General features: G+C 66.5%; 12 protein-coding genes. 8 read left to right on the forward strand and 4 right to left on the reverse strand.

Annotated elements, in window-relative coordinates; translation table 11 throughout:
* Window positions 1-97: 97 nt before the first annotated feature.
* The 5 genes from QFZ60_RS02555 to QFZ60_RS02575 are packed head-to-tail and all read left to right on the forward strand — an operon-like array spanning window position 98 to window position 5,995.
* The gene (locus QFZ60_RS02555) at window positions 98-1,528 is read left to right on the forward strand and encodes a Gfo/Idh/MocA family protein (protein ID WP_307087859.1); all 1,431 of its coding nucleotides are present in this window, start codon (window positions 98-100) and stop codon (window positions 1,526-1,528) included.
* Window positions 1,529-1,538: 10 nt separating this feature from the next.
* Complete coding sequence (locus QFZ60_RS02560) at window positions 1,539-2,501, forward strand: NAD(P)-dependent oxidoreductase (protein ID WP_307087861.1); 963 nt, start codon at window positions 1,539-1,541, stop codon at window positions 2,499-2,501.
* On the forward strand, window positions 2,498-3,403 hold the full coding sequence (locus tag QFZ60_RS02565; protein ID WP_307087863.1) for a 5-dehydro-4-deoxyglucarate dehydratase: 906 nt from the start codon (window positions 2,498-2,500) through the stop codon (window positions 3,401-3,403). Before QFZ60_RS02560 ends, QFZ60_RS02565 begins: the two co-directional genes overlap by 4 nt.
* Window positions 3,403-4,512 carry a mandelate racemase/muconate lactonizing enzyme family protein gene (locus QFZ60_RS02570; RefSeq protein ID WP_307087865.1) on the forward strand — a complete coding sequence of 370 codons (1,110 nt, stop codon included), beginning with the start codon at window positions 3,403-3,405 and terminating at the stop codon, window positions 4,510-4,512. Before QFZ60_RS02565 ends, QFZ60_RS02570 begins: the two co-directional genes overlap by 1 nt.
* A 28-nt stretch (window positions 4,513-4,540) precedes the next feature.
* A complete protein-coding gene (locus tag QFZ60_RS02575; RefSeq protein WP_307087867.1) occupies window positions 4,541-5,995 on the forward strand; it encodes an aldehyde dehydrogenase (NADP(+)) in 1,455 nt (484 codons plus the stop codon).
* 118 nt (window positions 5,996-6,113) lie between these two features.
* Here QFZ60_RS02575 and QFZ60_RS02580 read toward each other — a convergent pair whose 3' ends face one another.
* The 4 genes from QFZ60_RS02580 to QFZ60_RS02595 are packed head-to-tail and all read right to left on the reverse strand — an operon-like array spanning window position 6,114 to window position 11,807.
* Complete coding sequence (locus tag QFZ60_RS02580) at window positions 6,114-7,229, reverse strand: Xaa-Pro peptidase family protein (protein WP_307087869.1); 1,116 nt, start codon at window positions 7,227-7,229, stop codon at window positions 6,114-6,116.
* On the reverse strand, window positions 7,226-9,271 hold the full coding sequence (locus tag QFZ60_RS02585) for a DUF6807 family protein (RefSeq protein WP_307087871.1): 2,046 nt from the start codon (window positions 9,269-9,271) through the stop codon (window positions 7,226-7,228). Before QFZ60_RS02585 ends, QFZ60_RS02580 begins: the two co-directional genes overlap by 4 nt.
* Window positions 9,272-9,320: 49 nt before the next feature.
* Complete coding sequence (locus QFZ60_RS02590) at window positions 9,321-10,457, reverse strand: acetylxylan esterase (RefSeq protein ID WP_307087873.1); 1,137 nt, start codon at window positions 10,455-10,457, stop codon at window positions 9,321-9,323.
* 54 nt (window positions 10,458-10,511) lie between these two features.
* Window positions 10,512-11,807, reverse strand: coding sequence for an ABC transporter substrate-binding protein (locus QFZ60_RS02595; RefSeq protein ID WP_307087874.1), 1,296 nt, complete (start codon window positions 11,805-11,807; stop codon window positions 10,512-10,514).
* 337 nt (window positions 11,808-12,144) lie between these two features.
* Between QFZ60_RS02595 and QFZ60_RS02600 the strand changes: the two genes are divergently transcribed.
* The 3 genes from QFZ60_RS02600 (at window position 12,145) to QFZ60_RS02610 (ending at window position 15,646) form a co-directional block, all read left to right on the forward strand.
* Window positions 12,145-13,089: a carbohydrate ABC transporter permease gene (locus QFZ60_RS02600; RefSeq protein ID WP_307087876.1), complete on the forward strand. Its 945-nt coding sequence runs from the start codon at window positions 12,145-12,147 to the stop codon at window positions 13,087-13,089.
* Window positions 13,079-14,020 (forward strand): carbohydrate ABC transporter permease, encoded by a 942-nt coding sequence (locus tag QFZ60_RS02605; RefSeq protein WP_307087878.1) that lies wholly within the window; start codon window positions 13,079-13,081, stop codon window positions 14,018-14,020. The genes QFZ60_RS02600 and QFZ60_RS02605 overlap by 11 nt, the downstream gene beginning before the upstream one ends.
* 252 nt (window positions 14,021-14,272) lie before the next feature.
* Complete coding sequence (locus tag QFZ60_RS02610; RefSeq protein ID WP_307087880.1) at window positions 14,273-15,646, forward strand: ABC transporter substrate-binding protein; 1,374 nt, start codon at window positions 14,273-14,275, stop codon at window positions 15,644-15,646.
* Window positions 15,647-15,879: the final 233 nt, after the last annotated feature.

The raw sequence follows: 15,879 nt of genomic DNA on the forward strand, positions 1-15,879 counted from the left end.
GCTTTCTCAGACGTTTCCCCATCCGGTGCTACCAGTGCCGCCGCCGATCACACAGCCGCCGTTCCCACGGCCGGCAATGAGTTTTGAAAGGGACCCCATGGTCAACACAGCCGAGACGACGTCGGCCGCAGCTGCTTCCCCGGACACCATTTCGCAGGTCACCAGCCCCAATGGCGGGAAGGCACGGATCGCCCTGATCGGTACCGGCGGCCGGTCCGAGATGTACATCCGCGCCATCTTCGGCAAGCACGCCGATACTGCCGAGCTCGTGGCGTTCTCCGACGTGAACCGCGGACGCGTTGAGTTTTACCAGAAGCTCATCCAGGAACTCGGTGCGCCGGGACCGGTGGCATCATTTGAGCCCGCGGACCTGACGGCGTTCATCCAGGCCAACAACATCGACCGCATCATCGTCACCACACCGGACTACACCCATGCCGACTACATCGTGGAGGGCCTTTTCGCGGGCGCGGATGTCGTCGTCGAAAAGCCCCTCACCATCGACGCCGAAGGCTGCCGCCGGATCACCCAGGCCGTCCAGGAGACCGGCCGGAACGTGGTGGTCACGTTCAACTACCGCTACTCGCCCCGCAACAGCGCGCTCAAGGAAATCATCCAGAGCGGCGTGATCGGCAAGGTCACCTCCGTGGACTTCAGCTGGGTGCTGGACACCGTCCACGGTGCGGACTACTTCCGCCGCTGGCACCGGGAGAAGAAGAACTCCGGCGGGCTGCTCATCCACAAGGCGTCGCACCACTTCGACCTGGTCAACTGGTGGATCGACGAGGTCCCGGAGCGGATCTTCGCGTCCGGTGGCCTGAAGTTCTACGGCGACAAGAACGCCGCCGAGCGCGGGCTTGGCCCCCGCCCGGAACGGGGAACGCCCGACGCCGATGCCCCCGCCGGCGCCAAGGACCCCTTCGCGCTTGACCTGAGGGAGGACGAGCGCCTCAAGGCCCTGTTCCTGGACAACGAACACTACGACGGCTACCGCCGCGACCAGGATGTGTTCACCGCCGGCATCACCATCGAGGACAACCTGGCCCTGGTGGTGGAGTACCAGGGCGGCCCGCGCCTGAGCTACTCGCTGAATGCCCACAGCCCGTGGGAAGGCTACCGGGTGGTGGTCAACGGAACCGAAGGTCGCGCCGAGCTTGAGGTGGTGGAACGCGCCGCCGTCCTGCACAGCACGGACCAAAAGACCGTCGTGGACCCGTCCGCAACCCCTGTTGAGGAAGAGGACGCCGTCCGCCGCAACGGCGAGCGCCTGGTGGTCCAGCGCCACTGGGAGGCCGCGTACGAGGTGCCGATCGTCAACGGCGAGGGCGGCCATGGCGGCGGTGACGAACTGCTGCTGTCGGATCTCTTCAACGGACCGGGCGAGGACCCGCTGGGCCGTCCCTCCGGCTACCTGGACGGGCTGCGTTCGGTGTCCGTGGGCATTGCCGGCAACCGCTCCCTGGAAACGTCCCTGCCCGTCCGGGTCGAGGACCTGGACCTCGGCGTCGACCTTCGCCGCGGCAAGTAGAGGAACAACCATGAGCAGGATATTCATTACCGGCGGCTCCGGCCGCCTCGGCCGCAGCGTGGTGGCGGGGCTGGCACAGGCGGGCCACGACGTAGTCTCGGTGGACCGTGACGCGGTGCCCGCCGAACTCCTGCCGGCCGGCGTCGTCCAGGAATCCGCGGACCTCCTGGCGCCGGGTGAGGCGCTGCGCCTCCTTCGGGCGGCAAAGCCCGACGCCGTCATCCACCTTGCGGCGATCGCGGTACCGTTCAGCGCGCCGGAGGACGTCATTTTCGGCACCAACACCCGGCTCGCCTTCGCCGTGATCAGCGCCGCAACGGAACTGGGAATCGGCAAAATCGTCACCGCCAGCAGCCCCACGGTCCTGGGCTACGGCTGCCCGGCGGGGTGGCTGCCGCCGTCGTTCCCGCTCGATGAGCGCACCCCGCCCAAGCCCTGGCACGCCTACGCGCTGTCCAAGCTCATCGCCGAACAGACCATGCAGATGTTTGCCGCGGCGCAGGGGGAGAAGATCCGGTACGCGGCGTTCCGTCCGTGCTTCGTCATCTCGCCGGAGGAATGGGAAGGCGCTCCCACCCAGCAGGGACACACCCTTGCCGAACGACTGGCCGACCCCGCCCTCTCAGCACCGGCGCTCTTCAACTATGTGGACGCCCGGGACGTGGCGGACTTCCTGGACCTGCTGCTGCAGAAGATGGAAGACATTCCCAACGGGGAAACCTTCTTCGTGGGGGCACCCGACGCCCTGGCCACCGCCCCGCTGGCGGAGCTGATGCCCAAATTCCTGCCGGGAAGCGAAGCGCTCAGCGCCGGCCTCACCGGAACCAGCCCCGCTTTCTCCATCGCTAAAGCCCGGGAACTGCTGGGATGGCAGCCCAAGCGCACGTGGCGGAGCGAACTCAAGTCTTATCCAACCCTCAACGACGAGGCCTCCGCGCTGGTTACCGCCGGCGGAGGCAAGGAGACATCATGAAATTCGACGGCGTACTCTTCTTCCCCGTCACCCCGTTTACAGCCGAAGGCGCTGTTGACGTGGAACTGCTCAAGGAACACATCAGCTCCCGGTTGCCCTTCGGGCCCGGCGGTGTCTTCCCCGCGTGCGGCACCGGCGAATTCCACGCCCTCAGCATCGAGGAGGTCGGCACCGTGGTGCGGGCCGCCGTCGAGGTTGTTGCCGGACAGGTCCCCGTGGTGGCCGGCGCCGGCGGACCCCTGGGCCACGCCCTTGCCGCCGCCCGGGCTGCTGAGGAAGCCGGCGCCGACGCGCTCCTGGTGCTGCCGCCGTACCTGGTGACCGGTCCCACCGACGGACTGGTGGCCTACATCGAGGCCGTGGCCGGCGCCAGCAGCCTGCCGGTCATCGTGTACCACCGCGGGAATGCCAGGTTCACTGCCGCGTCAATGGCCAAGCTGGCCGCCAACCCCAAGGTCATCGGTTTCAAGGACGGCCTGGGCGACGTGGGACTCGCCCAGGAAATCGTGTCCGCCGTCAAGGCCACGGGCCGGAAGGACTTCGCCTTCTTCAACGGCCTGCTCACTGCCGAACTGACGCAGGGCGCCTACCGCGGCCTGGGCATCCCGCTCTACTCCTCGGCGGCGTTCGCCATGGCCCCCGAGATCGCCAAGGCCTACTACGACGCCTACGCTGCAGGGGACGAGGACCGCCGCAACGCCCTCCTCGAGGGCTTCTACGCACCCCTGGTACGCCTGCGCGATCAGACCCCCGGCTTCGGCGTTTCCCTGATCAAGGCCGGCCTGAGGCTGGGTGGACTGCCGGTGGGCCCGGTCCGGCCGCCGCTGGTCGATCCTACGGAGGAACAGCTCGTGGAGCTCAAAGCCATTCTGGCCAAGGGCTACGAGCTGGCCGGGCGCTGATGAGCGCACCGGCGGCGGAAGCCGTCCGCACTGTTCCGCGCATCACCGGCCTGTCAGCACGGCTCCTCACGGTTCCGCTGCGCCGCAGCTGGGGCGCCGAGGCGCCGGAGAACCACGTGATTGCCACGGAGGTCCACACGGACGACGGCGGCACGGGCTTTGGTTTCTCCTGGACGCCCACCATCGGTCCCCAGGCCGTCAAGGCGCTGCTTGACTACGACATCGCACCTTTCGTTTCGGGGCTGCCCGCCGCCCCCGAGGCGGTGTGGGATGTGCTCTGGAAGCGGCTGCACGAGGCCGGCGGCGGAGGCCTCACCACCATCGCCATGGCCGGCGTGGACCTGGCACTGTGGGATCTGCAGGCCCGCCGGGCCGGCACGTCGGTCACCGGCCTGCTCGGCCAGCGGCAGGAATCGGCAGAGGTCTATGGCTCCGGGGTGAACCTGCACTACACGCTGGAAGAGCTGGTGGCGCAGACCGAACGCTGGGTTGCCGCCGGCCACCAGGCCGTGAAGATCAAGGTGGGAAAACCGGACATCCGCGAGGACCGCGAACGCGTAGCCGCCGTCCGCTCCGTCCTGGGCGCGGACCGCAGGCTCATGATCGACGCCAACCAGCGGTGGGACCTGCCCACCACTTTCCGGGCCCTGGATGTCCTGGCCGAATTCGGGCTGGAATGGCTGGAGGAACCCATCCGCGCGGACGATCTCTGGGCCTACCGCCGGCTCCGGAAGCATTCGCCCGTACCCATCGCCCTTGGCGAAAACCTGCACACCATCTACCGGTTCCGCGATTTCATTGAGGCGGAGGCGGTGGACATCATCCAGCCCAACATCATCCGCGTGGGCGGGATTACCCCGTTCCGGCGGATTGTTGAGCTGGCGAGGACCAACAGCATCAAGGTCATGCCGCACCTGCTGCCGGAACTGTCCGGGCAGCTGGCCCTGACCCTGGCCGAACCCACCATGGTGGAGGACGTCGAAGAGGCTTCCTTCGAACAATTGGGGATCCTGGCCGGGCCGTCGCCGGTGCGCTTCACCAACAGCAGGGTGGCCCTGGCGGACCAGCCCGGACTGGGCTTCCGTTTCCGGGACACGCTGCAACCATGAATTTCCATACGACGAACGGGTACCTGACGTGACAACTGCAACGCTTTCCTTAACCGAGCTCACCGCTGCGGCCACAGCAGCGGCCAGGATCTCGGCCGCAGCTTCCGATGCTGAACGCGCCGGCTGGCTGAACGCCGTGGCGGACGCCCTGGACGCCAACGCTGCCGAACTGGTGGAGATCGCCGATGCCGAGACCAGCCTGGGCGCCGCGCGCCTTACCGGTGAAGTTGCCCGCACCACCGGCCAGCTGCGCCTGTTTGCCCGCGTGATCACCGAGGGCTCGTACCTTGAGGCCATCATTGACCACGCCGATCCAGCTGCCACCCCGCCAAGGCCGGACCTGCGCAGGATCCTCAAGCCCATCGGCCCGGTTGCCGTCTTCTCCGCCTCCAACTTCCCGTTCGCCTTCTCGGTAGCGGGCGGGGACACGGCCTCCGCCCTTGCCGTCGGCTGTTCGGTGATCGTCAAGGCACACTCGGGCCACCTCCGCTTGTCGGAGCGCACCGCTGAAATCGTGGCGGCGGCGCTCCGCGGCGCCGGTGCACCGGAAGGCCTGTTCGCCCTGGTCCACGGACGCGAAGTGGGAACGGCGCTGGTGCAGGATCCCGCCATCAAAGCCGTGGGCTTCACCGGCTCCATCCCCGGTGGCCGTGCCCTGTTCGACCTCGCCACCTCCCGTCCCGACCCCATCCCGTTCTACGGGGAGCTGGGGAGCCTGAACCCCGTAGTCATCACCGCAGCGGCACTGCAGGCCCGCTCCGCGGAACTCGCCGCCGGACTGGCCGGCTCCTTCACCCTTGGTGCGGGCCAGTTCTGCACCAAGCCGGGCCTGGTGTTCATCCCGGCGGGAACGCAGTTCGCCAAGGAAGTGGCGGAGGCCAGCAAGGACAAGCCGGCCCTGGGCATGCTCACCACCCGGATCGCCGAAGCCTACCCGGACGGCCTGCGCGCCTTCGCATCAGTGGACGGCGTGGATGTGGTCAGCGGCACCGTGGAGCAGGATGCGGCGTCCAATGGTGCGGCTCCGGTAGTGTTCTCCACCACCGCAGTCAAGGTGCTGGAACGCCCTGAGCAGCTGCTGGAGGAATGCTTTGGCCCCACCACCATCCTGATCGAATACGCGGACCAGGACGAACTGTCCGCCGTCCTGGCCAAGGTCCCGGGCAGCCTGACCGCCACCCTGCACGCGCAGCCCGGTGAAGACATCGCGGGCCTGGCGGAGCAGCTGTCCGGACTCGCCGGGCGCGTCCTCTTCGAAGGCTGGCCCACGGGCGTAGCCGTCAACTGGGCCCAGCAGCACGGCGGCCCCTACCCGGCCACCACCTCGCTCTTCACCTCGGTGGGCGCCACGGCGGTCCGCAGGTTCCAGCGCCCCGTGGCCTACCAGGACGCCCCCGAATCAGTGCTGCACCCGGCACTGCGCGAGGACAACCGCCTCCTGGGCATCCCGCGCCGCGTGGACGGTGAACTGCAGCTTCCGTAGCAACGCCCGCTCGGATAACGTCCCTTTATTCGAAACGCCCGCTCAGTTATTGCCGTATTACCGGCCATAACTGAGCGGGCGTTTCGTTTTTTGGTGCAGTATCTGAGCGGGCGTCTGTCTAGAGCTGCAGGGTCACCGGCCGGTCCAGCCCGTTCACCGTAGCCACCGGCCAGCGCGGGTCCACGGTGAGGACGCGAAGTCCGGACTCGGTGAGCTGCACCGTGTCTTCAATCTTGACGCCCGGGCCTGAGGGGTTCCAGGTGAAGGCCTGGTCCAGGACAGCCGTGTCCGTAACCTCAGAGGTGACCCGGGGATCCCGGCCCGCGTAACCCGCCGGACCGCCCTGGTGGTGCTGTTCCCACTGGTCCGCACCGAAACCGTGCCGCGCATAGGCTGCCTGGATCTCGGCGAAGATCCGGTCCAGCCGGGCCCCGGGCACGGTGGCGTCAAAAATGTCCGCCTCCACTGCCGCGATGCGGGCCTCGGCGTCGCGCTCTTCGGGGGTGCCGGCGTCGAACCGGATCCAACGGGTGATGTTGGCAACCAGGCCGTCCCGGCGGGCGCATACGACGGCCATGGCGCGGCGGCCAAGCGGGGAATGCGTTGCCAGCGGGTGCCGGAAAGTGCTGCGGGAGCTGCCGTTGCACAGGAGCACCAGCGGTTCCGCACCGGCGGCCACCACCCGGGCGGCCAGCGCAGAGACCAGCTCGAACTCCGTGGTGTCCGGGCGGGCGGCGGACAGGACATCGGTCATGATCCCGGCCAGTTCCGCGCTGAGCATGGAATAGCGGGCAGTTTCGGCCGGGAGGAGCTGCTGGCGGGCGGCGCGCAGCTGCGCCGTGACGTCCGCTTCCGCCAGCGGGGGGCGGGAGGCGTTCCCGACGGCGGCCGCGGCCTGGTGCAGGTTCCCGTACCAGGGGACGGTGTGCAGGTTGACTCCGGCGGGCAGCTCCTCGGCGGCGATCCTGCCGGCTTCGTTGTTGAACGTGACCAGGTGGTCACCGTCGCGGTCCACCAGCAGGGCGGCGATGGGATCGCCGGCCAGGCTGATGTGGACGCGGCTGCCGTCCAGGTACCAGGTCAGGGCGGTGTTGGTGGTGAGCAGCAGGGAGTCCTGCCCGGCCCCGTCCAGGATGTCCAGGACGCGCCGGCGCTTGATGGCCCGGTCCGTCCTTGATCCCGGCGCCAGGCGCGCTTCCCCATGGGGGACGGCTGAGGTGGTTGTTTGGGTCATGACGGGTCCCCCTGCTGGTTGATCAGATCTTCGATGTCGGTTGTGGACAGGATTCCGTCGGCCACAAAAACGGTGATGCTCCGCCGCACCGGGCTGCCCGGCCGGGCAATGACGGGGGCGTCCCACGCCAGCGACTGGCCCACGCCCGGGTAGCCCTCCACCCGGACAAACCAGGGATCAGTGGAGCCTTCCGGGGCGACGAAAACCAAGGTGGCCGGTCCGCCGTCGAACTTTCCTGACCAGGCGAGCCAGCGCGTCACGCTGCCGTGGGTCTGTGATTCGCCGGCACCGGCGGGCGTCCAGACTGCCGCGTCCCGGCACTGGGGAAGGCGCCAGAAGAAGCCGCCGTACCCGCCCTCGAAGCGTCCGTTCGATCCCGGGCTGCCCAGGCTGACTGGCTTGTCACCCGCGGGGGACAGCGCGAAGTCGAGGGACAGCTGCCAGATGGATGGCGCGACGCCGGACCATGCCCAGGTGCGTTCCTCCACAAGGATGGGGGTGCCGTCCGGGCCGTTCCAGCTGAGCACCTCCTGGAGCCGGCCCGCGTGCCCTTCGGCTGCGTCCATCTGTGCGGACCCAGTGCCGGTGCTGGCGATGCTGCCGTGGTCCGGGCGCCAGACGTACTGCCCGGCCTCCCGGGTATAGGTCCGGCCGCCCCAGAAATTCACTCCGTCCACGTCCTGCAGCGCCACTCCAACGCCCAGGTGCCACACATGGTCCAGCGGCTGGTGGTCCGTCACCACGGTTCCGGCAAGGGTCCGGACCGGGTGCAGGTAGGGGCGCGGGGAGGAGACGGCGCGGATGTGGCTGCCGTCGCGGTAGTCCGCCACCGGGTGGCCGTCCAGGGTTAGCGTGTGGGTGGGCGGCAGGGCGCGGGCCCAGGGGGCTCCGAGCTCGGCGAAGGTTGCCTGCGCTTTGACGGCGCGGGCCATCAGGTCGGTGATGCCCTGGACCACGGGATGTGCGTCGTCGCCTCCGCCCTCCCACGAGATGTATTGTCCGTCGATCGGGGCCGGCGCGGGAGAGGTGCGGATGGCTTCCAGCACGGCGGTGAACGCGCCGGTGTCCTGCAGCGCAGAGAGCAGGGGAGCCCCGGTGGCCCGGGCCTCGAGCAGGTTCTCCAGCAGGTCCGTGCGCGCGTAGGCCTCCCGGCGCTCGCCGTTGGGGGTAGTGACGACCACCTCGTCCCGGGTGTAGGAGAGCGTGATGTCGCCCAGGGTGCCGTGCACGGTGACGGTGGGGTCCAGCTGTTCGGGTGCGCAGAGCGTGAGGGCGCACAGCAGCGTGGTTCCCTGGGCGGTGTGGACCCGGAGCACGGAGGTGTCGTCGCTTTCGGTCTGGTTGGCCCGGTACAGGTCCGTCTCCACGGAGGCGACGTCTGCGAGGGTCCGTGCGCCGGCCAGGGAGAGGCCCGTGGCAACGGCGTGGGCCAGGGCGTTCGTTGCAACACCGTCCACCACATCCACGCCGTCCAGGCTGCGCTTTCCGGCCCAGCGTGAGCGCTTGAAGTATGCCTGGGTCCGGAGCCACTGGCCGCTGGCGCTGATGCCCAGGACGGTGCCGATCTCCCCGGCGGCTACAGTGTCCCTGATGGCGGGCAGGGCGTGGGATCCCAGGCTCTGGAAGCCCACCTGGACCAGGCGGCCACTCTCCCGGGCAGTGGCGAGGACCTGCTCGAACTGGGCCAGGGATGCCACGGGCGGCTTTTCCACGTAGACGTCCATCCCGGCGGCCAGGGCGGCGATGGCCAGCGGGGCATGCGTCTGGATGGGGGTGGCAATGATGACGACGTCGACGCCCGGCTGTGCGGCCAGCAGTCCGTCCAGGTCCGGGAATACGGCCACCGAAGCGGCCAGGCTGCCGGGCTGCGGCGGGTTGGGATCGGCGACGGCCACCAGTTCCAGGGCGCCGGCCTGTTCAAGCCGGGCCAGGTTGGCAAGATGCCGCTCGCCGAAGCCGTGCACGCCCACCAGGGCCACCCGCGGGATGGCCGTCGGAGCGGTCTGCTGGTGTGTGGATTCGGCCGAATGCTGTGTGGTCACGTGGGTCCTTGGGAGCAGTTATAAGACGTGGGAGCAGTTGTAAAAGGGGTCAGAATGCCAGCGATTTGGCCAGGAAATCAAGGGCTTCGTCCTGCATGGCCGCGGTGAAGACGTGACCGCCGGGCCGGAAGCTGCCCGTGTACCGGCCCGTGCCGTCATGCAGGGATTCCAGGATCCGGTGCGCCTGGCGCATCCCGTCCTCCGGAAAGAGCTCGTCGGCCAGGGCGTACTGCACCAGGAATTGGGCGTCGGCTGAACGGGCTGTGAGTTCCGGCCAGTCGCCCAGTTTCCACAGCCCTGGCGTCTGCAGCAGCCAGGAATGGGCGTCCAGGTAGGCAGGGAGAAGGGATTCGAAGGTGGTCATCATGCAGGTCACCACGGCGGCCCGGATACGCGGGCTGAGGACGGAGAGGGCGAGTGACCGGCCGCCGCCGCCTGAGAAGCCGATGCAGCCGAGCCTGTCCTGGTCCACGTCCGGCAGGGCCGCCAGGATGTCGAGCGCTGCAAGGTCGTCATGGGCCACCATGCCGGCCAGGCTGGTGCCCAGGAGACCTGCGGCTTTGGCAACGGTGTCTTCGTGGAAGCCGGCAGCGGCGTTGTATTGGTCCGCGTCGGAGGGTACGACGCCGTCCTCCCGCCACTGCGCCTGCCGCGCCGCTGTTGCCGACGCGGTCCGCCATGGGGGAGTTGAAAGGTCGAACCGGCGGCTGCCCCAGGCGAACGTGTCGTGGGCCAGGACAGCGAAGCCGCGCCGTGCGATGTCGGTGGCCAGGGCCCGGCCATCGTAGTGGCCTGCACGGGCGGCCGCCGCCGACGGGTGGGTGTCCGGTAATTCCACCATCCGGTCGGCCCCGCCGAACTTGTTTCCGCCATGGCAGTGCAGCGCCAGGACCCCCGGGAGGGGTCCTGGACTTCCGGCCGGCCGGACCAGCCAGCCCGTTGTCCGCGGCCCGAAGCCCAACTGCCAGCTGAGCTGGGAGGTGGTGGCGCCGTCGTACGTTTCCTCCCAGTGCACCGTCACTTCTGGAGGTTCCCCTGCCCCAGGCACACCCAAAGCGTCCGAGAACTCCTGCGCCGGCTGCGTGAACGCCTGGTGGCGTGGATACTTGTGCAAGTAGGCGGGCCAGTCGTCGTAGCCGGCGATTGCGCTGGGCCGTACCGCTGAGATCGATGGTGTTGGGGTCACTGTGCCGGCCTCCTTCCGATGGTGATGCTGGCCGTTACCGCGCGGATGGTCTGGTCAGCCCAGGTTTTGGTTGACCTCGGAGATCAGGCCCTTGGCTGCGTCCCGCGGGGAGATCTTTCCGAAGAGTACATCCGTGTTGTAACGGTTCAAAACTTCCATGGTGGCCGAAGATCCTGCCGGGAACGGCTTGGGAGCCTGGACCTTCAGGGCGGCGATGCGGTCCAGGTATGCCGCTTCCTTCTGCTGGGTTTCCTTCAGCAGTGGAGTGATCCCCGCCTTCAGCTCGGTGTTGGCAGGCATGCCCCGGTCACTCTTGATCTTGGTGGCAGCGTCCATGTTGTTGACCAGGTAGTTGATGAACAGGGCCGCTTCCTTGGGCTGGGAGGACTTGGAGGAGATGGCGTATTCCATCGAGGAGCGCAGCCACGCGCCGGTCTGCTTGCTTTCGCCGGGCAGCTTGGCCATGACCAGGGGAGCGCCGGAGTAGGACGTCATCTGGTTGCTCCACGAGATCTTCATGCCCTGCTTTCCCTGTCCCATCAGGGTCATTTCCGGCTGCGCGGAGCCGTCCTCCACGGTCTGTGATGCGGAAGGGGCGCCGCCGGTATCCATCAGCTTCTTGTTGAGCTCGAACCACCGTGCCAGCGTGTCCTCGCTGATGCCCATCTTCTTTCCGTCATCCGTGTAGAGGGCCTCGCCGTTCTGGCGTGCCCACACGGCAAGGAAGGAGTCGTTGGACATGGGCGTGGTGCCGAAGGTTCCGGCTGGGGATTTTTGCGTAATTTCGGCTGCGATCCTGGCGTAGTCGTCCCAGGTCCACGTCTCGTCATTGGGCATCGCCACGCCTGCGGCCTCGAACACCTTGGGGTCCAGGACCATGGACATGGAGTTGACGCCTGCCGTGATGGTGTACTGCTTGCCGTCGATCTTGCCCAGGTCCACGGTGCCTTCCGCGAACTTCGAGGTGTCGATCTGGTCCTTGACCTTGGCCAGGTCCAGCAAAACGCCGCGGCTGGCGTACTCGCTGGGGTAGGCACCGCTCATGGCAATGACATCCGGTGTGGTTCCGCCCGCAATCTGGGTGGCCATCTTGTCCCAGTAGGAGCTGTATTCGGTGTTTTCGCCCTGGACCTTGATGGTGGGGTTTGCGGCTTCGAAGGCTTTGATAACCTCCATAGTGGTTTTCGCCCTCGAATCGTTGCCCCACCAGGCAAAGCGGATGGTGACGGGGTCTTCCGCCGTCCCCACTTTTCCGGCCTGCTGGCTGCTGCCGCAGCCGGTCAAGGCCATGGCGAGGGCGGCAACAATGCCGGTGACGCCCATGACGGATTTCTTGAGACCAAACTTCATTGGTTGTGCCCCTCGGCTTGTTGGTGGGGTGGCGTGATGCCGGTAACAGAAAGCGTTTTCTCAAAAACTAACAAAGGGCTATACAGGAGTCAAGAAACCGTTTACTTTGGTACGGAGCCGCAATTCAAACGGCACCCACGGCCCCGGATCCTGTAGTCCTCAAGACGACAACAGACCGTGCCGGAAGTGCCCGACCCCCATCGCCTGGCGATGACCGCAACGTGGAGGCCACGATGACCAAAGGAGACCACATGGCCGCAAAACACATCTCCAGGACACTGCGTCCGGCCCTGGCGCCGGCATCAGTGACCCTGGCATCCCGGATGGAGCAGCTCCTGTGAGCGCCATCAGCGAACTCAGCTCCATCACCCGGAAGAAGGGCAAGGCCACCCCGGAGGAGAAGAAGGCGAACAGGCGGGACAACAAGGCCGCCTACATCTTCCTGCTCCCGTGGCTGGTGGGCCTGGTGGCCATCACCATCGGACCCATGCTGATGTCGCTTTACCTTTCCTTCACTGACTACAACCTTCTGCAGCCGCCGGAATGGACCGGGCTGGACAACTTCACCCGGATGCTCAGTGACGCGCGGCTGCACAACTCGCTCCGGGTCACGTTCACCTATGTCTTTGTCGGCGTGCCGTTGCAGCTCGCCGTGGCGCTGCTCATTGCGCTCGTCCTGGACAAGGGCCTCCGCGGCCTGCCGTTCTACCGTTCGGTGTTCTACTTGCCGTCCCTCCTGGGCGGCTCGGTTGCCGTGGCCATCCTGTGGAAGCAGATCTTCGGCACCACCGGCCTGGTCAACCAGGTCCTGGCCATGTTCGGTATCCAGGGCCCGGGCTGGATCTCGGACCCCGGCACTGCACTGGGATCGATCATCCTGCTGCACGTCTGGACCTTCGGTGCCCCCATGATTATCTTCCTGGCGGGCCTGCGGCAGATCCCCAACATGTACTACGAGGCTGCAAGAGTGGACGGCGCCACCACCCTCCAGCAGTTCGGGCGGATCACCATGCCGATGCTGAGCCCCATCATCTTCTTCAACCTGGTGCTGCAAATCATCGGTTCCTTCCAGTCGTTCACCCAGGCGTTCATCGTCTCGGGCGGCAACGGCGGGCCCTCCGACTCCACAATGTTCTTCACGCTGTACCTCTACCAAAAGGGCTTCGGCCAGTTCGACATGGGCTATGCATCAGCCATGGCGTGGGTGCTGCTGCTCATCATCGGCGTCTTCACCGCCATCAACTTCATCGCTTCTAAGTATTGGGTTTTCTATGACGACTGAGCTTGAGACGCTGCCCGCCCCGAAGAAGTCCGAGGGTGCCGGCAAGCCTAACGACCGCAAGCGCCGGGTCCGCGAGTCCCGTGGAACGCTGGCCTTCAGCCGGGCCCAGCGCGGTAAATCGCTGATGAAGCATGGCATCCTGATCCTGGCCGGCGGGTTGATGATCTACCCGCTCCTGTGGATGGTGGTGTCCTCCCTGCGTCCCAACGAGCTGATCTTCCGTGAGCCGGGCCTCTGGCTCAACAGCCTGGAAATGAGCAACTACACCTCCGGCTGGTCAGCGCTGACGCACCCCTTTGGCCACTACATGCTGAACTCGGCCATCGTGGTGGTCGGCTCCATCCTGGGGAACCTGGTGTCCTGCTCCATGGCTGCCTACGCCTTCGCCCGGCTGCAGTTCACCGGCAAGAAGCTGTTCTTCGGCATCATGCTGCTGACCATCATGCTGCCGTTCCACGTGGTCATCGTTCCGCAGTACATCCTGTTCTCGCAGATCGGCTGGGTGAACACCTTCTGGCCGCTGCTGGTACCCAAACTGCTGGCCACGGACGCGTTCTTCGTGTTCCTCATGGTGCAGTTCATCCGCGGCATCCCGCGCGAGCTCGATGAAGCGGCGCGAATCGACGGCGCGGGCCATCCGCGGATCTTCCTGCGGGTCATCCTCCCGCTGATGGTGCCGGCTTTGGCCACCACCACCATCTTCACGTTCATCTGGACCTGGAACGACTTCTTCGGCGCCCTGATCTACCTCACGGACCCGGACATGTTCACCGTTCCGGTGGCGCTGCGGGCGTTTGTGGATTCGCAGTCGGCCACGAGCTGGGGTTCGCTGTTCGCCATGTCCATCGTGTCCCTGCTGCCGGTCTTCCTGGTATTCCTCTTTGGGCAGCGGTTCCTGATCAAGGGCATCGCCACCACCGGCATCAAATAGACCCGGCATGTCATAAGCCGGGTGCCAACCCTCAGAGACGAACGGCCCGCCCCAGTGGCGGGCCGTTCGTCGTGGTTTTCCGGCTCATTAATCGCTCAATTTTCATGGCAGCACCATCTTGTAATACAAGTAACTAACTTGTAGTGTTAGTGCCAGAAAGCGCTTTCACGGCTCCTGGCCAGCACTCCTGCTGGAGTCGGCCGCCGTCCCCACGATAAACCCGCACCTGGATCAACGAAGATCGGAGTAACAGTGCCGCTTTTTCCCCGTCCTGCGTCTGCTGCCAAGCAGCCTGCAGGGGCACCCGCATCAGGCACCACCCACCCACCCCGCATTGGCCGAACCCGTAAAGCCGGCGCTGTTGCCGCCGCAGTCGCCGCCGTCATGGCACTCAGCGCCTGTGGCGGGGGAGCAGCCCCGCAGAACGCCGACGGCACCGTGGAGCTTCGCTTCTCCTGGTGGGGCGGCGACAAGCGCGCCCAGCTGACCCAGGAAGCCATCAAACAGTTCGAAGCCGAAAACCCCAAGATCAAGGTCAAGCCCGAATTCGGCGACTGGAGCGGTTACTGGGACAAGCTGGCCACGCAGGTAGCGGCCAATGATGCCCCGGACATCATCCAGATGGACGAGAAGTACATCACGGAGTACTCCAGCCGCGGTGCCCTTCTTGACCTGTCCAAGTACGAGATTGACACCTCCAAGCTGGACGAAGCGGCGCTGAACGCCGGCAAGGGCGAGAAGGGGCTGACCGGGATCGCCGCAGGCATCAACGCCGCCACCATCCTGGCCAACCCTGCCGTTTTCCAGGCTGCCGGAGTGCCGCTCCCGGACGACAGCAAGTGGACGTGGGACGACTTTGGCCGCATCGCCGGAGAGATCACGGCCAAGTCGCCCAAGGGAACCTATGGCGCTGCAGCCTACGGAACTGATGAGGCTTCCTTGGGGGTTTGGCTCCGGCAGAACGGCAAGTCGCTGTACACGTCCGACGGCAAGCTGGGCTTCGAGCCGGGCGACATCGCCGAGTGGTGGGCCTTCCTGAAGCAGCTGAGCCAGAAGAAGGCGGTGCCGTCCGCGTCCGAGGTGGTGGAAGCCGAGGCTGCCCCGCTTGACCAGAGCGGACTGGCCACGGGCAAGAACGGCATGGCCTTCTGGTGGTCCAACCAGGCCCCGGCACTGGAGAAGGCAAGCGGCGGGGACCTGAAGATCCTGCGGTTCCCCACCAAGACCGGCTCTGCCGATGATGCGGGCCTTTGGTACAAGGCCTCACAGTTCTGGTCCGCCTCCTCGCGCACCAAGCACCCGCAGGAAACGGCGAAGTTCATCAACTTCCTGACCAACAACGTCAAAGCCGGCGAGGCCCTCCTCGCTGACCGCGGTGTCTACCCCAACTCGGAGGTCCGGGCCGCCATCCAGCCGAAGCTGACTCCGGCCGACGTCAAGGTGGTCAAGTTCATTGACCAGATCAAGGATGAGCTTGGCGAGGCACCGGCACCGCCCCCGAAGGGTGCAGGAGCCATCCAGGAAATCATCAAGCGGTACACCTCCGAAGTCCTGTTCGAACGGCTCTCTCCAGAAGATGCAGGCAAGAAAGCGACTGATGAGATGAAGTCCGCCATCAGCAAATAGTCCTCACCCCGCCAACACGGCTCCGGACCGTCTCGATGGTGCCTCCTCATCACAGACGTCCGACGGCGGGTGGCAGCTCCGCCCCGGAAGGAACCAATGTTCCTTCCGGGGCGGAGCTGTTTAAGGGGGCCCTCCGAAACGGGGCACTTTGACACGGACCCGCCGGCCGCCGTCGTGATTTGTGCAGAAGGCGTGCCCAAAGTGCCCCGGGACGGATGGGGAAGGCGGCACCA

The organism is Arthrobacter sp. B2I5, assembly GCF_030816735.1.
Lineage (GTDB): Bacteria > Actinomycetota > Actinomycetes > Actinomycetales > Micrococcaceae > Arthrobacter.

Coding starts and splice junctions, on each gene's coding strand:
- QFZ60_RS02555 (WP_307087859.1), top strand. CDS start 98: ATGGTCAACACAGCCGAGACGACGTCGGCCGCAGCTGCTTCCCCGGAC.
- QFZ60_RS02560 (WP_307087861.1), top strand. CDS start 1,539: ATGAGCAGGATATTCATTACCGGCGGCTCCGGCCGCCTCGGCCGCAGC.
- QFZ60_RS02565 (WP_307087863.1), top strand. CDS start 2,498: ATGAAATTCGACGGCGTACTCTTCTTCCCCGTCACCCCGTTTACAGCC.
- QFZ60_RS02570 (WP_307087865.1), top strand. CDS start 3,403: ATGAGCGCACCGGCGGCGGAAGCCGTCCGCACTGTTCCGCGCATCACC.
- QFZ60_RS02580 (WP_307087869.1), bottom strand. CDS start 7,229: ATGACCCAAACAACCACCTCAGCCGTCCCCCATGGGGAAGCGCGCCTG.
- QFZ60_RS02595 (WP_307087874.1), bottom strand. CDS start 11,807: ATGAAGTTTGGTCTCAAGAAATCCGTCATGGGCGTCACCGGCATTGTT.
- QFZ60_RS02605 (WP_307087878.1), top strand. CDS start 13,079: ATGACGACTGAGCTTGAGACGCTGCCCGCCCCGAAGAAGTCCGAGGGT.